Origin of the sequence: Bradyrhizobium sp., from assembly GCF_049581145.1 — a bacterium.
Classification (GTDB): Bacteria; Pseudomonadota; Alphaproteobacteria; order Rhizobiales; family Xanthobacteraceae; genus Bradyrhizobium.
This window is the reverse complement of the sequence record NZ_JBAURI010001063.1, coordinates 1-17,680: the sequence shown is the minus strand read 5'-3', so window position 1 is coordinate 17,680 and position 17,680 is coordinate 1. Positions and strand designations below refer to the sequence as shown.

Genomic DNA, 17,680 nt, shown 5'->3' with positions numbered 1-17,680 from the left:
GGCTCAGCTTCACCGCGAGCAGGAGATTGGACTCATAGCTATGCCAGCGGTAGCCGATGCCGAAATCGATCGGCTGGGCGCGCCTGAACAATTCGGCATATTGCTCCTGGTATTGGTTCGGGAATTTGTCGATCGGCCCGGCATAATGGCCGAAGGGAAAGAACTGCCATTTCCTTGCACTGTAATCGGCCAGCGGAATGCCGGAATCGTCCTGGATGATGGTGGCGCTGTTATTGAGGAGGAAATCCCGCACCGTGCTGAAATTGCCGGCGTGCAACAGATAGGACGCGCTCTTGATCAGGCTGTTGCCGGGCGCCAGCGTCTCGCAGAATTTCAGAAAGCCGCTGGCCCTGACGCCGGAATTGGAGAGGTCGGTCGCGAAATAATACAGCGTCTTTTCCGCGCCGTCCTGGCCGGCAAAGGTGATGCGCACGCCGCGGGTCGGGTTGGCGGCGACGGTTTCGCCGGCCGGGCGGACGACGCCGTCGCCATCGAGCACGACCGGAGCGACAGTGCGAATGGTCTTTCCCGAACGCGCCAGGAAGACATACAGGATGGGCAGCGTGCCCTCGATCTGGCCCTCGTGCAGATCGACCTTCATCTGCTTGGTGATGAAGAAACTGAAGCTCAGGATCGAGCCCAGCGAGCGCTGCACATTGTCGAGCGCCGCTTCGACCTCCTCGCGCGGCAATGTGGTCGGATCGGGCACCGCGCCGGGCGGCTCGAGCGCGCTCAGCACATAGGTGACAGCCTTGCCGTAGAACGCATCGGCATAGAGAAAATCCGGGCCGGAGAACATGTAGAACATGGTCGGCCGCGGCGCCGCCAGATTGGCGTCGGCCCAGCCGCGGATCTTCGAAAGCTGGCGCTGTTCGAGCTGGGCGAAGGCGGAATCGAAGAAGTGGGCGTGGCGCTGCCAGGCCGGCTCCTTGGTGAGGGCTGCAAGCGGGGAACCGGCCGACGGCTGCATGCCGGCGAGAAACCGCGCGGTATCGTCAGCGGTGACGTCGGCGGCGCGCACCGGAATGGCGGCGGCGAGAAGCAGGCTCGCGGCGATCGCCGCAATTTTGATGGCACGAAACATCGCTACTCGCGGGCTGCAATCGCGGTGCCAGGATCACCGCGCTTGTGGAAAACGGCATAGATGATCAGCCCGGAAGCCATGATCAGCATGCCGAGCAACGCCTGCAACGGCCGCTCCGTGACCAGATAGTACATCATGAAGGCGGTCACGATGAGGAAGACCAAAGGCGTAATTGGGTAGCCGAAGGCGCGATACGGTCGCGGCAGGTCCGGCCGCGTGATGCGCAGCTTGATGACCCCGAGCACGGTGAAGAACGAGCAGAACAACAGTGCGAACTGGATGAAATCCAGCACGGCCTCGAAACTGCGGGTCAACAGCATCACGGTGGCGACCGCGAGCTGGAACAGGATGGCGTAGACCGGCGCGCCGTTGCTCGATTTGCGGGCAAACAGCCGGATCGCCGGCATGTCCTCCCCCATCGTCATCATCACGCGCGGGCCGATCCACATCATTGCCGAAATCGACGAAACGAGCCCGATGCAGATCATGGCCGCGACGATGCGGCCGCCGAGCTCGCCGAAAATGTAGGAGCCGGCGACGCTGGCAACCTGCAACTGGCCGGCCAGCCGGTCGAGCGGCGCCGTCCACAGGAACACCGCGTTGAGCGCGACATAGAGCACGAGCACGATCAGCGTGCCCGACAGCAGCGCCCGCGGCAGGCTTTGCTGCGGCGCGCGCATCTCGCCGATGATGTAGGTCGCCGCATTCCAGCCGGAAAACGAATACATCACGAAGACCAGGCCGATCGCGAACGGCGCGCTGGCGATATGGGCGAAGTCGGCCGCCTGCGGCGCGAACGAGATCGGCTGCGGCCTCTCGACCAGGAAGCCCGCGACCAGGAAGGCCGCGATCAACACCACCTTGAGCGCGGTCGCGACCAGTTGAAATCTGGAGGAGTGCCTGACCCCGGTCAGTTGCACGATCGAGACCAGCCAGACCACGCCGATCCCGAGCGCGATCGGCGGCGCGTCGGGCACGATCGCGGTGCCGTATTCGGCAAAAGCCATCGCGGCGAGCGCGACCGGCGCTGCGAAGCCGATGGTCGCCGACACGAATCCGGCCAGGAAGCCGAAGGCCGGATGATAGGCGCGGCTGAGGAAATTGTATTCGCCGCTGGAACGCGGGAACATCGCGCCAAGCTCGCCGTAGCAGAACACCCCGCACAGCGCCACGAGGCCGCCTGTGCTCCACAGCATCAGGATGGCGAAGCCGGAGGGCATGTCCTTGACCTGAAAGCCGAGGCTGGTGAAGACGCCGACCCCGATCATGTCGGCGACGACGATCGCGGTCGCCACGACGAGAGTGACCTCCGGACCCCCCGCAAGCCGGCCAGGCCAGTCCTCGCGGGCCAAAGCCACGCTCCCCGTCTCTGCTGCCACCATGTCGCTGCGTGCCCCGGTTTTCGGCTTGACGCCCACCACTGGTTCCGACGATTCGCCCTCGGTTCAAGCCGCGCCACCCCCGGTCAGCGCAACTGTCGAATCAGGTATTCAGATACCCAGATCGCTCCCCACCCCCGGGTCATTCCGGATGCTGCATCGCGAAAATCAATCGCCGATCCCACAATCACGACACGATTTCGTGGTCTTCTTAGGGCTTCCGGATGTGGGGACTCGTTTCCGGAATCTTAACCTCACCGCGACATTAACGCGCGAAAGTCGTGCGGGTCGATCTGAGACGACGGTTTGAGGCCAATTACTTGGGGCCAATTACTTGGGGCAAGGGGTGGATGGTCGGATCACATCCGAAATTCCATGTGCGCGATTCCGCCGGCCTGTCGACGTCGTCCGGCAAAAGCGTCGGTGACGACGCGAACATGACGGGCCGGGGCCGCGCAGGCCGGCGTCGCACGGCCGCGTTCGTTGCATCGATCGTCGTGCCGCTGTCGCTTGCACTCGCCCAATGCTCGAAGGCGCCGAACCCCGGCGCGTTGGCCGCGAACTCTCAAACAGCCGCCGGCGATTCGTTCAGCGACCGCTTCCCGACGCCGCAGTTCAGCGACCGCTACCCGACCGCCAAGGAAAGCCTGCAGCAGCACCTTGCCTCCGACTTTGCCCCGAAACCCGATGCAGAACCCGCACCGTATCAAGTGGCCTCGCTGGGGCCGCAGGTCCCCTACCAGCGTCCCGAGGGACGCGCGGAGCTGACCACGCTGGTCAGCATGAGGTCCTCCGCCTTCCCCTATTCCGGCAACAATCCCGCCTCCGACACGCCGTTCCTCAACTTCGCCAAGGGCGATCGCCTTGGCCATCGCAGCTATTCCGGCCGGGTCTACTGGCAGGACCAGACCTACAATGACAGCCGCGTGCTGGTGCACATCCCCGAGACGTTCGACGTCCGCAAGCCGGGCGTGATCGTGGTGTTCTTCCACGGCAATGGTGCGACGCTGGAGCGCGACGTACGCGACCGCCAGCTGGTGCCGCAGCAGATTTCCGATTCCGGCGTCAACGCGGTGCTGCTGGCGCCGCAACTGGCGGTCGATGCCGCCGATTCCAGCGCCGGCAAGTTCTGGCAGCCCGGCGGCTTCAAGCGTTTCATGACGGAGGCGGCCGACAACCTCGCCCGCCTCTCGGGCGACCCGGCCGCGGCGAAAGCGTTCGCCAGCATGCCGATCATCATCATCGGCTATAGCGGCGGCTTCCTGCCGACCGCCTGGAGCCTCGACGTCGGCGGCATCAGCGACCGGGTCCGCGGCGTGTTCCTGCTCGACGCGGTGTACGGCCAGCTCGACAAATTCGCCTCCTGGATTTCGACCCATCGCTCCGGCTTCTTCGTCAGCTCCTACACCCACTACACCGCACGCCACGACCAGGACCTGATGCACATGCTGCGCGACAAGGGCATCACGGTCTCGGAAGACATCGACGCGCCATTGCGGCCGGGCAGCGTGGTGTTCGTTGAAACGCCCGAGGGCGTCACGCATCGCGACTACGTCACCCAGGCCTGGACCAGACATCCGATCGAGGACGTGCTGGTGAAAATGGCGCAAGGCTCCTCGACGAGAATGGCGGCCGGCCCGTCATCCTCCTCGGATCGCTAGTTCGTGAATCCGCTGCTCAAAAAGTCATGTTGATGCCGCCCGATTGCGCGCCGCGCGGCATTGTTCGCTGCCCGCCATCACCCTAAAGGTAACCCATGCAGGGTTACCGATCGGGGACGAGAGTTGCGCGAAGGCCTCTACAAAGTCGAATTTCACACCGTGCACGGCATTGGCTCCGGCGTCGTCTACGCTGCCAGCGGCAAGCTCCGCGGCGGCAATTCCGCCTTCGCCTTCATCGGCAGCTACAGCGGCGACAACGACAGGATCAAGGCCAAGGTCTCGACCGAGCGCTACAACCTCGATCCCGCGTTCAAGCCGCTGTTCGGAATCGACAGTGGTGTCACGCTGACACTGACCGGTGAGGACAATGGCAGCCTGATCGATTTCGAAGGCAGCGCGCTGCAGGTGCCCGGCGTTGCCTTCCGGGCGGTCCTGACCCGGGTCAGCGACTGAGCATGATCCGGAAAAGCATGCCTCGGGCCACGACCCGATGGGTGGGTACCGGTTTTCCCTCGCGACAAACGCAAAACACGTTTGCGCGGAGATCATGCTCAAACAAGGGTCTAGCTTTTTGGCAATTTGGGCATGCTCTCGACGAAACCGTTGAAGCAGGCCAGCCGCTCGTCTTCCTCCTTGGTGAACTTGCAATCTCCCACCGCCTTCGCTGTCATCGCCTTGGGCTTGGGCGCCGGCGCGATCACCGCGTCGTAGCAGTTCAGCCGCTCCTTGGTGCCGTCGTCGATGTCCAGGCAGTCCTGCAACCGGACGGCCAGCGACTGCGGCCTGGCAGCCATCCTGGTGCGCGGTTTGACCTGGACCAGCGGCTTGTCGCCGACCATGGGCGGCGCACCGCTCTGGGCCGAAGCTACCGTCGAGGATGCCGCCGACAACGCGGCCAGCACCGCCGCAACCGTGAATATCATTCTCATGTCACGCCACTCTCATTCGTCATCGCAAGGACAGGCGAGGCCAAGGATTTGGCAGCCCCGCTGGAGGCGGCTTTATCGATCTCGGGGACGATTTTCCAGCCCCATTGCGGCTTTTCGCCAAAGAGCATGACGCGGAAAAGCCGGTGCCGGTTGACGAACTCATCGTGCTCCGACAAACCCCCGGCGCAATCGTGCCGCCGGATGCCAGCCGGTTGACAAGGCCGCCATTTGCATGACTCGGGCTAAGCCCCAATTTCGCCTCCCCAATTCGCTGTTGCACGCCATCATCCAATGACGCTAGATTCTCGAGGGGCATCGAGGGAAAGGCGAGCAGCTTTGGCGAAGGCCGACCGATCTTTGTTGCGGACCTTCGCCCGGCAGTTCGGCGTCTATCTCGCGCTGGCGGCGCTGACGCTGCAGTTCGCGCTGTCCTTTGGGCACATCCACGCTCACGATATCGGCTATCCCGGTGTTGCCTATTCAAAGGCGAGTAATTCGAAGACCACTGCTTCAAAGGCAAGTGCTTCAAAAGCCAGTGCTTCAAAAGCCAGTGCTTCGAAAGCCAGTATCCTGGCGGGATCGCTGGCGCTCGCAGGACAGAAACTATCGAACCCGTTTCCGTCGCCGCTCGCCGACGATGACGCCAATTGCCCGATCTGCTTCTCTGCGTTGCTGCTGGCGACCTCGTTCATACCCGACGCGCCCCGACATTCGCCATCACTTGTTGCTACGGACGTCGATCGCTTTTCCGACCGCACCCGCGATCTCGTCATCGGGGCTGACCGCGCACCGTTCCAATCGCGCGCTCCCCCGCTTTGCTGACAAGCCTGCTGCAGCCTTGAACGTCGCCTGACGCGTGCGACGGCGCGCAAGCGCGTCGTTCATGCGTCGCGCGACCGCGCTGTCCGACAGTGCAAAGGCATTGCCGAGCGCCGCACGCGGCGCCCCTTTCAACGCAACCTCGCGGCGCAGCGCGTCTTGCCGCGGCTCGCATCCGAACTCCTGTCCGATGGAGACCCCATGACCAAACCAGCACGTTGCGGCACGTTCGCCGCGGTCCTGCTTTCGCTCTCGATCACCCGCGCCAGCGCCCATCCGCACGTCTGGGTCACCTTCCACAGCGGCGTCATCTACGCGGCGGACGGCGCCATGACCGGCGTCCGCCACGCCTGGACATTCGACGACATGTTTTCGGCCTACGCCCTGCAGGGCATCAAGCATGCCAAAAAGGGCCAGTATACCCGCGAGGAGCTGGCCCCGCTCGCCAACGTGAACGTGACCTCGCTGAAGGAATACGACTACTTCACCTATGCGCGCGCGGACGGCAGGAAGCTGAAATTTTCGGACGCGACCGACTACTGGCTTGAATACAGCAACGCCGCGCTGACCCTGCATTTCACGTTGCCGCTGAAAGCGCCCGCCGTGGCCAAGGCGCTGCAGATCGAAATCTATGATTCCTCGATCTTCGTTGATTTCGAGTTTGCCAAGGATCAGCCGGTGCTGCTGAGCGGCGCGCCGCCGCAATGCCTGTTGACCGTCGACCTGCCGCATCAGCCGACGCCGGCCGAACAGTTGCGACTGAGTCAGCTCGACAGCGATCCGCTCGATGCCTCCAGCACCTATGGCGAGATCTTCGCCAACAAGATCCTGGTGAAATGCCCATGAAGATGCTCGCGAAGATGCCCGTCGAGACGCGGCGCGGCGTCGTGCTGACGTTGGCTGCGGCGATGCTTGCTGTCGCCGCGATCGATCCCGCATCGGCGCAGACGTCATTCGGCGCGCCGCATCATGCGGCCGGGATGCTGCCCCAATCGGACCTGATGGCCTGGATCTTTGCCAGACAGGCCGCGTTCTACCGTTCGCTATCAGGTTACATCCGCGCCAGCAGGGACGACGGCGCCGCGATGTGGGGCCTGTTCGGAATCTCGCTGCTCTACGGTGTTTTTCATGCCGTCGGTCCCGGGCACGGCAAAGCCGTGATCTCCTCCTATCTCGTCGCCAACGAAGAGACCTGGCGCCGCGGCATCGTGCTGTCGTTCGCGTCGGCGGCGATTCAATCCGCCGTCGCCATTGCCGTCGTTGCGATCGCCGCGGAGCTGCTCGGGGCGACCGCGAAGGCGATCGGATCGACCGTCCATGTCGTCGAGACCGTCAGCTATGGTCTGGTCATTCTGATCGGCTTGCGGCTTCTGCTGGTCAAGGGCCGTGGCTTCCTCGCCGCCTGCCGGGAGCTGATCTCGAAACCCGCTCTCCCTGAAGCCATGGCTGCAGCGTCCGGGCCGGGCAACGCCTTGCTCGGCCGTGCGCCCGGCGCCCGTGCGACGGCGATCCGCTGCGATCAGATCCACGACGATGGACGCACGCCTCATGTCCATGGCCCGCAGTGTGACCCTCACGCTTCGGCCTGGGGACACGCGCATGGGCCGGAGCCGGCCGAACTGGCCGGCGCCGGCGGCTGGCGGCGCGGTCTGTCCGCCGTCATCGCCGTTGGGCTGCGTCCCTGCTCCGGCGCGATCATCGTTCTCGTCTTCGCGCTGTCCCAGGATCTGTTCTGGCTGGGCATCGGCGCGACGCTGATCATGGGGTTGGGCACGGCGATCACCGTCGCCGCGATCGCGACACTGGCCGTCAGTGCGCGGAACGTCGCAAGACAGATCGCGACCGCGCGGTCGGGACTGGGCATGCTCATGATGAGAGCGATCGAAGTGACGGCGGCTGGGCTGATCGTCGCATTCGGTGGATTGTTGCTGGTGGGATATATGGCCAGCGAGCAACTCTGGATGTTCACGGGGTAGCCCTGTCCCGGGATGTTCACGGCGAGAGGCCGCAACAACGCCGCGAGATCACAGCAAGCCCGTGCTGCGGCGGTCGCAGGGCCGCTGGCGGCGAAGCTGGTGCGCGCGATCGGCGCGTGCCCGCGTTCCGCAGTCCGCGCGCCGTATCACCGCGTGGCATGAGCCGACATCGATCTGCGGCGCTACGGCACCTCAGCGCGCCGGCGGCCACGCGATGATGGGAGACGCGATCACCGGCTTCACGCTGTTTGGCGCAGCGCAGGATGCCAGCAGCCTGCTCCAGGCCGACTCGAGGCCGCTGGTGTCGATGTCCAATATCTCCTGATTGGTTTTGCCGTCCGGCAGCAACGTGGCTTCCGCCACTTGCACATGCGGAACGGCGAGCAGCGTGGTCATGGCGGCGGACGCGATCGTCCCGCTCCAGGCTTCGAACGGTCCGATCCGCGCGGGAAATGCCTCGAAGGATACCGGCTTCTCGGAACCCGCCATCATGATCACCGCGTTCAGGCCGGCGGCGCCCTTGTCGAATTCGCGAATGAAGGTCAGTCGCGCACGATCCTTGTTCTCGCAGAACAGCCGCCACTCCATCGCTCGAAACGACGCGTCGTCATGCCTCTTGGCGAGCGCGAGCTTGCGAATGTACGGACGGGGCGCGGGTTGCAGGGTCCATGCCGTTTCGGCCACCGTCCGCGTATCGATGCCGAAGCGGTAAAGCTCCGACCGCGTGAGCACATGCGGGTTTTCGAACCTCACCGTTGCGATGAGATCGTTCAGTTCATGGCTGATGCCCATCGCGGCAATGAACGCCGCTCTTTCGCGATCGGCCCTGGCAATGCCGCCTCTGGTAAAAGCCGCGATCTCCGCCTCCGAGGGGTGTCCGTGAAACACCATTGTGAACTTGGAACTGTGAACGGCCATCACGGCATCGGGGGCAACCTCGCGCGTCGTCGCGCCGAGAAACAGGTAGCCGCAGGCCGAATTGCACATCGCATGGCTCGTCGCGATCTCGGCCTCGACCTCGCCGCCCGCGGTCTTGATCTTGAGGCAGGCATTATCGGCCTGGGGAGTGGCGCCGCAAGCCGCGACAATGGTCCGTCCGATCCGGGCAATCGCCTTGCGGTTTCGCAGCAAGCGCCCGATGACAAAGGCCTGCTCGACCGCGCCGCCCGGCGAATGAAAATAGATCGGACGCCTCGTGTCCTTCATATTCTGCAGGAAACGGCGAATGCGCGAAGCGGCATCCCGATCGACCTTGCCTTCGACCGCGATCCAATGATCGCAGCCCGTTCCGCATGAATTGGCCGGGCCCTTGGCCAGATAGATGACCAGGTTCGGCGCAAATCCCGCCTCTTCCGCCGGCGGCTTGGCGCGCAACTGGGCATGGATCAGCAGCAAGGCGACGAGGAGGAAGACGCGAAACATCATGGCAACGGAGAGATCACGGAGAAAGCCGAAAGACGGCCGCGCGCGGCAAGCTGGACAATGGCAAGCTAGACAATGAGAGCTGCCACTGCAACCTCTGCTGGCGGACAGCTCCGGCCTGATGGCGCTCCAGGCCTTCGAAAAACCTCGCCCTTGCGGGGTTGCGGGAGCCGAATCGCCTGCTATACCGCTGCTTCCGCTTACCTGCGCTCGTTCGCAGGAGTGAGCATCAGGAGACCGCCATGACCGACCAGCCGAAATCCGAGTCCGGATTCCAGTACAGCCTGACCAACCTCAAACCGGCAGAATCCGTGCACAAGATCGCCCTCACCTTCCCCAACGGCGACAAGCGCGAGTATCCGCAACACACCACCGGGCTCGAGATCGCCAAAACCATCTCGCCATCGCTCGCCAAGCGCACGGTGGCAATGGCGCTCGACGGCGAGCTTGCCGATCTCAACGAGCCGATTGCCGGGGATGCCAGGATCCAGTTCATCAGCCGCGACGAGCCGCAGGCGCTGGAATTGATCCGGCACGACTGCGCCCATGTGCTGGCCGAAGCCGTGCAGGCGCTGTGGCCGGGCACGCAAGTGACGATCGGCCCGGTGATCGAGAACGGCTTCTATTACGACTTCTTCCGCAACGAGCCGTTCACGCCCGAGGATTTCGCCGCCATCGAAAAGAAGATGCACGAGATCATCAAGCGCGACAAACCCTTCACCAGGGAAGTCTGGGATCGCGAGAAGACCAAGCAGGTGTTCCGCGACAAGGGCGAGAACTTCAAGGTCGAGCTGGTCGACGCCATTCCGCCCGACCAGCCGATCAAGATCTATTTCCAGGGCGACTGGTTCGATCTGTGCCGCGGCCCGCACATGACCTCGACCGGCAAGATCGGCACGGCGTTCAAGCTGATGAAGGTAGCAGGCGCCTATTGGCGCGGCGACAGCAACAATCCGATGCTGACCCGCATCTACGGCACGGCATTCGCCAAGCAGGACGAACTCGACGCCTATCTGAAGCAGATCGAGGAAGCCGAGAAGCGCGACCACCGCAGGCTGGGCCGCGAGCTCGACCTGTTCCATTTCCAGGAGGAAGGTCCGGGCGTCGTGTTCTGGCACGCCAAGGGCTGGACCATCTTCCAGGCGCTGATCGCCTATATGCGGCGCAGGCTGGCCGGCGACTATGCCGAGGTCAACGCGCCGCAGATCCTGGACAAGTCGTTGTGGGAGATCTCCGGCCACTGGGACTGGTACCGCGAGAACATGTTCGCAGCCCAATCCGCCGGCGACGAGGCCGAGGACAAGCGCTGGTTCGCGCTGAAGCCGATGAATTGCCCGGGGCACGTGCAGATCTTCAAGCACGGCCTGAAGAGCTATCGCGATCTGCCGCTGCGGCTGGCCGAATTCGGCGTGGTGCACCGCTACGAGCCGTCCGGCGCCATGCACGGGTTGATGCGGGTGCGCGGCTTCACCCAGGACGACGCGCATGTGTTCTGCACCGAGCAGCAGCTCGCCTCCGAGTGCCTGAAGATCAACGACCTGATCCTGTCGACCTATGCCGATTTCGGCTTCACCGGCGATCTCACGGTGAAACTCTCGACCCGGCCGGACAAGCGCGTCGGCACGGATGCGATGTGGGATCATGCCGAGCGGGTGATGGCCACCGTGCTGTCCCAGATCGAGGCGCAGGGCCACAATCACCGCATCAAGACCGCGATCAATCCGGGCGAAGGCGCGTTCTACGGGCCGAAATTCGAATATGTGCTGCGCGACGCCATCGGCCGCGACTGGCAGTGCGGCACCACCCAGGTCGACTTCAATCTGCCGGAACGATTCGGCGCGTTCTACATCGACGCCGACGGCTCGAAGAAGGCGCCGGTCATGGTGCACCGGGCGATCTGCGGCTCGATGGAGCGCTTCATCGGCATTTTGATCGAGCATTTCGCCGGCAACTTCCCGCTCTGGCTCGCCCCGGTGCAGGCGGTGGTGACCACCATCACCTCGGAAGGCGACGACTACGCCAAGGTGGTCGCCGCCGCCGCGCGGCGGGCCGGCCTGCGCGTCGAGATCGACCTGCGCAACGAGAAGATCAACTACAAGGTCCGCGAGCATTCGCTGGCGAAGATCCCGGCGCTGCTGGTCGTCGGCAAGAAGGAAGCCGAGACCCATTCGGTCTCGGTGCGCCGGCTCGGCAGCGAGGCCCAGAAGGTGCTGCCGACCGATGAGGCGATCGCAGCCCTGGTCGAGGAGGCGACGCCGCCGGATATCAGGCGGATGCGGGACGTCTGAACAGGCGCTCAGGACATGCGCGACGAATAACGATTGGCGTCCGCCGAGTTCGCAATGCTTGAAGCCCGAGACACAGGTCTCGGGCTTGTCGTCCACGGCGTCATCGCAGATTCGGAAACGGCGTGGCGCTCATCGGCGATGAAATCTCGGCCATAGCGCGGCGAACAGCGCGGCGCCAACACCGGCCTGTCAGATGATCGGGTTTTTGGTCCCCTCGTCGGTCTGCGCGAATTTAACGGTCGACACCGGCCAGCGGCCTTCATGGCCGCGGATCGCCAGCCGCAGGCCATGCCATTCATCCAGGAACACGTTCTCGATCGTTCCCGCCTTGCCGTCGCTCAGCACCACGGCCTTGCCGACGAGCTCGGTCTGAGCCTGCTCGAATTCGCGAAGAATCGTCAGCGCGCGCGTCTTTGCAAAAACCATGCGACTCCGTCAGTCTGCTGGATGAGGGATCGCTGCTTTGCGACGGCCATGGCGCCGGGCGCCGATCTGGCCAGAGGGGGTGTTACTCAGCCTTGCGGGCCTGCGCAACCCATTGGGCGGACCTGGGCCTGCTGCGCGCCGAAACGTGAAATGACGCGAGGCGCGGCCCTGCTGGCGGCGAATGCCCTGAGATGCGGACGGCGGCGTGATGATTTTTCACAATCGGTCTAAACCCGCTTTCGCCGGCCCCGCCACGTCCTTATCTCTGTGGCACGGCCAACCCTTCGTCATGAAAGAGACTGACTTGCCCGACGCTCTCGACCTGCTGAAATCCCGCCGCTCGGTGAAACCGCGCGAGATGACCGGCCCCGGCCCCTCGCCCACCGAGCTCGACACCATCCTCACCATCGGCGCGCGGGTGCCCGATCACGGCAAGCTCGCGCCCTGGCGCTTCATCGTGTTCGAGGGCGATGCCCGCGGCCGCGCCGGCGACATCATCGCGAATGTCTTCGCCAGGAAGAACCCGCAGGCCACCGCCGCCGAGATCGAGGTCGAGAAGAAGCGGCTGACCGATGCGCCCTTGGTGATCGGCATCGTCAGCTTCACGCGACCGCATCCAAAGGTGCCGCCGTGGGAGCAGGAACTGTCCGCCGGCGCCAGCGCGATGAACCTCGTCACCGCGGCAACCGCGCTCGGTTACGGCGCGTGCTGGCTGACCGGCTGGTTCGCGTTCGATCGCGACGTGCTCGACGGGCTCGGCCTGAAGGGCGACGAGAAGCTCGCCGGCCTGATCCATATCGGCACGCCGTCAAAGCCGAGCGAGGACCGCCCGCGGCCGCAGCTTTCGGAGATCGTCACGCGGTTTTGACGCCATGTTTGGCATTGGAACTTCAGACAAGCCAATTCTCGACCTTCAGTCCACGGACGCGTTTGAACTCACCGACATTGGCCGTCACGATCGTGGCGCCCGTCGTGCGGGCGTGGGCCGCGATCAGCAAGTCGTTGCCGGCGATCGGCTTGCCGGCAGCTTCGAGTTCGGCACGGATGTTACCGTAATCCGCATCGGTGGGACCATCGAACGGCAAGATGGTGATCTCACCGAGCAGGTTTTCAATCGCCTCAACTAATCGGCTTGAGCCGTTTTTTGCGCAGCCGTACCGCAGCTCCGCCGCCACGATGACGCTGGTACAAATGTTGTCGTCGCCGATCCGCGCGATCTGCTTTGCGGCTTTTCCCTTCGGGTTTCGGATCAGGTCGGAGAGAATATTGGTGTCGAGCATATAGAGAGTCAAAGCTCCCTCTCCGGGCCAGGAATGGGATCGTCGATTTCGGGAAATTCGTCCAGCAGCGGCTTCATCGTCTCGAGAAGCGCAGTGAGACCGCGCTTGCGCACCGGCTCGATGACCAGGCGGTCGCCATCGCGACGCATGATCGCCTCACTTCCCGGCAGTTCGAACTCGACGGGAATGCGGACCGCCTGGTTGCGGCCATTGCGGAACAATTTCACATGCCGTTGCTCGGACATCGCAAGACTCCCTTGGCATATGCCAATAACATATGCCAGGGCGAACCCGACTGCAAGGCCGTCGTCTCACGCCGCCCGCGTGGCGCGGCCGCCGAAACGGGACAATAGCTGTTCGATTTCGGCGGCGGGCCTGGCCGCGCTGAACAGAAAGCCCTGCACCTCGTTGCAGCCCTCGGCGCGCAGCCAGTCGAGCTGGTCGACGGTTTCCACGCCTTCCGCGGTCGTGGTGATGTTGAGGCTGCGGCCGAGCCCCGAGATCGCCCGCACGATCGCGACGCAATCGGAGCGCGCCGCCAGGTCCTTGATGAAGGAACGATCGATCTTGATCTTGTCGAACGGAAAGCTGCGCAGATAACTCAGGCTGGAATAGCCGGTGCCGAAATCATCCATCGAGATGCTGACGCCGAGCGCGCGCAGCTGGTGCAGGATGGTGAGGTTGGCCTCGGTCTCCGCGAGCAGCAGCGATTCGGTGATTTCGAGCTCGAGCCGCGTCGGCGACAGCCCGGATTGCGCCAGCGCGGAGATCACGACCTGGACCAGGTTGCGGGAACGGAACTGCACCGGCGACAGGTTGACCGCGACCTTCACCTCGGGTGGCCATTTCACCGCCTCGCTGCAGGCCTCGCGCAGCACCCATTCGCCGATTGCGACGATCAGCCCGATATCCTCGGCGACCGGAATGAACTCCGCCGGCGAGACCATGCCCTTGTCAGGGTGCCGCCAGCGCAACAGCGATTCGAAACCCGAGATCCGGTCGCTCGCGATATCGACCAGCGGCTGATAGTGCAGCTCGAATTCGCCGTTGGCGAAGGCGCGGCGCAGATCGAGCTCCATGTCGCGGCGCTGCTGCGCCTTGCGGTCCATCTCCGGCTCGAAGAAGCGGTGCACGCCGCCGCCATCCTGTTTCGCGCGGTACAGCGCCAGGTCGGCGTTGCGCATCAGTTCCTCGCTGCTGGTGCCGTCGCCGGGCGACATCGCGATCCCGATCGAGGCGCCGATCACCACCTCGTTGCCGTCGATGTCGTAGCTCGCGCTCAGAATCCTGATCAGCCGGGCGGCGAAATCGCTGGCCTCGTTCGGCGAGACGTCGGAGCCGAGGATGACGGCAAATTCGTCGCCGCCGAGCCTTGCGGCGAGGTTGTCGCCGCGAACCTGCGAGCGCAGCCGGTCGGCCACCAGCCGCAGCAGGCGATCGCCCACGGGATGACCGAGGGTATCATTGACGTTCTTGAACAGATCGAGATCGAGGCAGAGCACGGCGAGCCGCTTGTTGTTGCCGGACTGCCTGCCCTCCAGCGCGAGCTTGAGGCGCTCCTGATACAGCTCCCGGTTCGGCAGGTCGGTCATGCCGTCATGATGCGCCATGTAGGCGATGCGGGCCTCGGCCTTGCGCCGCTCGGTGATGTCGACGACGGCGACCAGATAGCCGTCGCGGCCCTCGAAGGCGACGCGGCGGCCGAAAGTCAGGACCTGGATCTCGCTGCCGTCGGCCTTGAGATGCCGCCAGTCGCGGGTGGCGTGAAAGGCCTCGCCGATCTGCCGCAGCGCCTCGCCATGGCTGACCCATTCGTCTTCCGGCCAGATCTGGCGCAAGGTCATGGCCAGAAATCTCTCGCGGCTATAGCCGTAATGGGCGACGGCTGCGTCGTTGACGCCGAGAAAGCCGTTGGTCTCTGCGTCGAACACCCACATCGGCATCGGATTGTTGTCGAACAGCAGCCGGAACGAGGCTTCGCGCCGCTTCAGCGCGGTGACGTCCGAAATCGTCAGCGCGACGATATCGCCGAACGCGGTCGCGCCCAGCCGCAGGCAGCGATCGTCGCTGTCGATCTCGAATTGATCCCGGCCGCCATGCGCGACGACCTCGAGCAACCGGTCGATCACCGCTGCCGAACACAACAGATGGCCGCCTTCGCGCAGCCTGTGCCATTGCAGCCGTTCCGGCGCCAGCTTGAGCAGTTTGGCCGCGCCCTGATTGTGGTGAACGATCTGGAAGTCGAACGGCGTCCTGTGCGCATCGCGCAGCGTGGCGAGCGACAGCACGCCCTCCTCGGTGGTGGAGAAGATCGCATCGAGCAGGTTATACTGCGCCTCGCGCGCGTTGACATAGGTGCCGACCAGCGTGGCGCCCCAGCGCGACGCCGTTGGCAGCGCCAGCACGTCATAGGTCCGCACCATGCCGTCGCGCACGCAATGCGCCGTCGCCAGATAGGGCCGGCCGCTGGCCAGCGCGTTGCCGGCGGCCTCGCCGAGCACGGTGGCGCAATCCGGCGCCAATTCGCTCAATGGAACGTCGCAGCGCTCGTCGCCCAGCCATTGCTGGACATAGCGGCCGCTGCGCGACACCTCGAGCGTTCCGTTCTTGGTCTTCGGCAGCACGATGTGATCGGCCAGGCGGCCGAGGCTGCCCAGCATCACGTCCTCGTAACGCGGAAGTCCCTCGCCGGGCCGGACGGCGGCCTGCCATTTGCGCTGCAGGATCGGCAAGTCATCGAAGATTTCGGGGTTGAGTTTCTTGTCCGGTTTCCCGGATGTCTTCTTCGCGCGCTTGCTTGCAACCATGACCGACCCCGTGCCGGGCTTTCTGCCCGGTGGCAGCAAAGCGGGGCCGGCTTAATGACCCGTAAAAATACGGGGATCCGCGCGGCAAACCGGCGATCGTGCCGGCTTTAAGTCGCGTCATGGTTAGCCGGCGTTCAGGATTGTGACAGCGATAGTGAAACGATGAAACGCATCCGTCATGCGCCGGCCGCCAGCGTAGGCTGGTCGGGTCCGGACTCTGGTCGGCGGCGGCTTCGGGCAGCGAAAGGCTTGCTCGATGTCGGGCATACCCCGATAGCGCGCCCCGCGTTTTGCATCGCAGAGAAACTTCGCTATGTGCCAACAGACGACATCAACGCGCCTGCACTATTCATGCGAAAATCCTGCGCACAAGAAAGCCAAATAGGATGAGGAAGACTATCCAAAGAGCGACGCCGACATGAACTCGGCGAGTCCTCAACTGGAAAACAGCAATCTTTGCCTGGACGTTCTGGGGAAGCCCTTCAAGTACCTTTGCGCTACTGGCAAACTGGGGCGATTGAATATGCCACGCAAACCACAGGAACCCGACTCTGTCTAGCTGTTCTCCCGTGAGCTTGTATATCTTGTATATCCGCCAATACATCAAGAGCAGGTAGCATCCAACGAAGATGACGCTCGCGACAAAGACACACTCGTAGAGGACTTGAAACATTTTCATTGTGCGGTGGACTCGCGGCGCACGTTGCGACGCCAAGTCTATGCCTTTTCGACCGTCGAAATATGACGGCTATGGGTCAAGGGCGGCTATCGCTGGCGGCGGATGGCACGGTCGGTGTACCCACAGCTCCGGAACTTACCACGGAGTTTCAGACCATTCAGATTGGCTGAATCGCTCGTCCTAATGCGCGACCACCTCGACCTCGCCGTCGACGCCGTTCACGACGTTGAAGGCCCGCTCGTAGACCTTGCCCTCGTTCTTGGCGATCGCGCGGTACTCGCCTTCGGACAGCACCACGCGGGGGAATGCGCCGATCGATTCCTTGACGACGTCGCCGCCCGGCGTGATCACCGACCAGGCGGTGTTGGCGAGCGCCTCGCCGCCCTGGTCCGAGACCAGTTTCAGCGTGATCACGGCGGCGCGATGGGTCACGGTCACGTCGGTCAGCTTGCCGGCCTGCACGCGGATATCGGAACGCACCACGGAATTGGCGTCGCCATAGTCGGACACGATGTAATAGATGCCCTCGGGCAGCAGCACGACATCGCCGGCGGTGACGTTCGGCAGCAGCGGCGGGCGCTCGGTGGTCTCGAACTGGCTGCCCTTGTAGATCGCGAATGAAATCTGGTTGGTCGGAATCTTGCTGGTGCCGACGCGGCCTTCGATGCGCAGGCCGCCGGCCGGAAGCAGGAAGGATTCGCGGTCGGTCTCGGCCTTCAGCGTCACCGCGCGCACCGCGCTGACCATGCCGAGCGAGACATGGACCACGTAATTGCCCGGCGGCAGCACGATGTTGGGGCTGGCGCTGTGCTCCTCGCGCAGCATTTTGAAGGTGCCGGTGTCGTCCGGCCGATCCGGAAACACCCGCCAGACCAGCCCGCCATTGATGGCGGGCAGATCCTTGCCGTAGCGCGCCGACAACGCCAGCAC

At 64.0% G+C, this 17,680-nt stretch carries 16 protein-coding genes; 7 read left to right on the top strand and 9 right to left on the bottom strand.

Annotated features, from left to right (window positions below):
- Nucleotides 1–1,084, bottom strand: a 1,084-nt coding sequence (locus tag WCB02_RS34440; protein WP_423965616.1) for a hypothetical protein, incomplete at its 3' end; no start/stop codon positions are given.
- Between the two features lie 2 nt (nt 1,085–1,086).
- Nucleotides 1,087–2,466, bottom strand: coding sequence for an APC family permease (locus WCB02_RS34435; RefSeq protein ID WP_423965618.1), 1,380 nt, complete (start codon nt 2,464–2,466; stop codon nt 1,087–1,089).
- Nucleotides 2,467–2,813: 347 nt separating this feature from the next.
- Between WCB02_RS34435 and WCB02_RS34430 the strand changes: the two genes are divergently transcribed.
- Entirely contained in the window at nt 2,814–4,124 is a 1,311-nt protein-coding gene (locus WCB02_RS34430) for an alpha/beta hydrolase (protein ID WP_423965614.1), read from the top strand.
- Between the two features lie 123 nt (nt 4,125–4,247).
- Nucleotides 4,248–4,577 (top strand): hypothetical protein, encoded by a 330-nt coding sequence (locus tag WCB02_RS34425; RefSeq protein ID WP_423965611.1) that lies wholly within the window; start codon nt 4,248–4,250, stop codon nt 4,575–4,577.
- A gap of 110 nt (nt 4,578–4,687) precedes the next feature.
- On the opposite strand, the gene WCB02_RS34420 is transcribed toward WCB02_RS34425, so the two are convergent.
- Nucleotides 4,688–5,053 (bottom strand): hypothetical protein, encoded by a 366-nt coding sequence (locus WCB02_RS34420; RefSeq protein WP_423965609.1) that lies wholly within the window; start codon nt 5,051–5,053, stop codon nt 4,688–4,690.
- 336 nt (nt 5,054–5,389) lie between these two features.
- On the opposite strand from WCB02_RS34420, the gene WCB02_RS34415 reads away from it, so the two are divergent.
- The 3 genes from WCB02_RS34415 (at nt 5,390) to WCB02_RS34405 (ending at nt 7,848) form a co-directional block, all read left to right on the top strand.
- Nucleotides 5,390–5,875, top strand: coding sequence for a hypothetical protein (locus WCB02_RS34415; RefSeq protein ID WP_423965607.1), 486 nt, complete (start codon nt 5,390–5,392; stop codon nt 5,873–5,875).
- Between the two features lie 198 nt (nt 5,876–6,073).
- The gene (locus WCB02_RS34410; protein WP_423965605.1) at nt 6,074–6,718 is read left to right on the top strand and encodes a DUF1007 family protein; all 645 of its coding nucleotides are present in this window, start codon (nt 6,074–6,076) and stop codon (nt 6,716–6,718) included.
- The gene (locus tag WCB02_RS34405) at nt 6,715–7,848 is read left to right on the top strand and encodes a nickel/cobalt transporter (RefSeq protein ID WP_423965602.1); all 1,134 of its coding nucleotides are present in this window, start codon (nt 6,715–6,717) and stop codon (nt 7,846–7,848) included. The genes WCB02_RS34410 and WCB02_RS34405 overlap by 4 nt, the downstream gene beginning before the upstream one ends.
- Nucleotides 7,849–8,040: 192 nt before the next feature.
- Here the strand turns inward: WCB02_RS34405 and WCB02_RS34400 are convergent, their stop codons facing one another.
- Nucleotides 8,041–9,273 (bottom strand): hypothetical protein, encoded by a 1,233-nt coding sequence (locus tag WCB02_RS34400; protein WP_423965600.1) that lies wholly within the window; start codon nt 9,271–9,273, stop codon nt 8,041–8,043.
- A gap of 239 nt (nt 9,274–9,512) precedes the next feature.
- Here WCB02_RS34400 and thrS point away from each other — a divergent pair, with 239 nt between their 5' ends.
- Nucleotides 9,513–11,558, top strand: coding sequence for a threonine--tRNA ligase (thrS, locus tag WCB02_RS34395; RefSeq protein ID WP_423965598.1), 2,046 nt, complete (start codon nt 9,513–9,515; stop codon nt 11,556–11,558).
- Nucleotides 11,559–11,747: 189 nt separating this feature from the next.
- Here thrS and WCB02_RS34390 read toward each other — a convergent pair whose 3' ends face one another.
- Complete coding sequence (locus WCB02_RS34390; RefSeq protein ID WP_423965596.1) at nt 11,748–11,984, bottom strand: PRC-barrel domain containing protein; 237 nt, start codon at nt 11,982–11,984, stop codon at nt 11,748–11,750.
- A gap of 304 nt (nt 11,985–12,288) precedes the next feature.
- Between WCB02_RS34390 and WCB02_RS34385 the strand changes: the two genes are divergently transcribed.
- On the top strand, nt 12,289–12,852 hold the full coding sequence (locus WCB02_RS34385) for a nitroreductase family protein (protein WP_423965593.1): 564 nt from the start codon (nt 12,289–12,291) through the stop codon (nt 12,850–12,852).
- Nucleotides 12,853–12,874: 22 nt separating this feature from the next.
- On the opposite strand, the gene WCB02_RS34380 is transcribed toward WCB02_RS34385, so the two are convergent.
- The 4 genes from WCB02_RS34380 to WCB02_RS34365 form a co-directional block, all read right to left on the bottom strand.
- Nucleotides 12,875–13,264: a type II toxin-antitoxin system VapC family toxin gene (locus WCB02_RS34380; protein ID WP_423965590.1), complete on the bottom strand. Its 390-nt coding sequence runs from the start codon at nt 13,262–13,264 to the stop codon at nt 12,875–12,877.
- Nucleotides 13,265–13,272: 8 nt separating this feature from the next.
- Entirely contained in the window at nt 13,273–13,509 is a 237-nt protein-coding gene (locus WCB02_RS34375) for an antitoxin (RefSeq protein ID WP_423965588.1), read from the bottom strand.
- Nucleotides 13,510–13,575: 66 nt separating this feature from the next.
- Complete coding sequence (locus WCB02_RS34370; protein ID WP_423965586.1) at nt 13,576–16,071, bottom strand: putative bifunctional diguanylate cyclase/phosphodiesterase; 2,496 nt, start codon at nt 16,069–16,071, stop codon at nt 13,576–13,578.
- Nucleotides 16,072–16,930: 859 nt separating this feature from the next.
- Nucleotides 16,931–17,680 (bottom strand): hypothetical protein (locus tag WCB02_RS34365; RefSeq protein ID WP_423965584.1); only part of this gene is annotated, 750 nt, incomplete at its 5' end.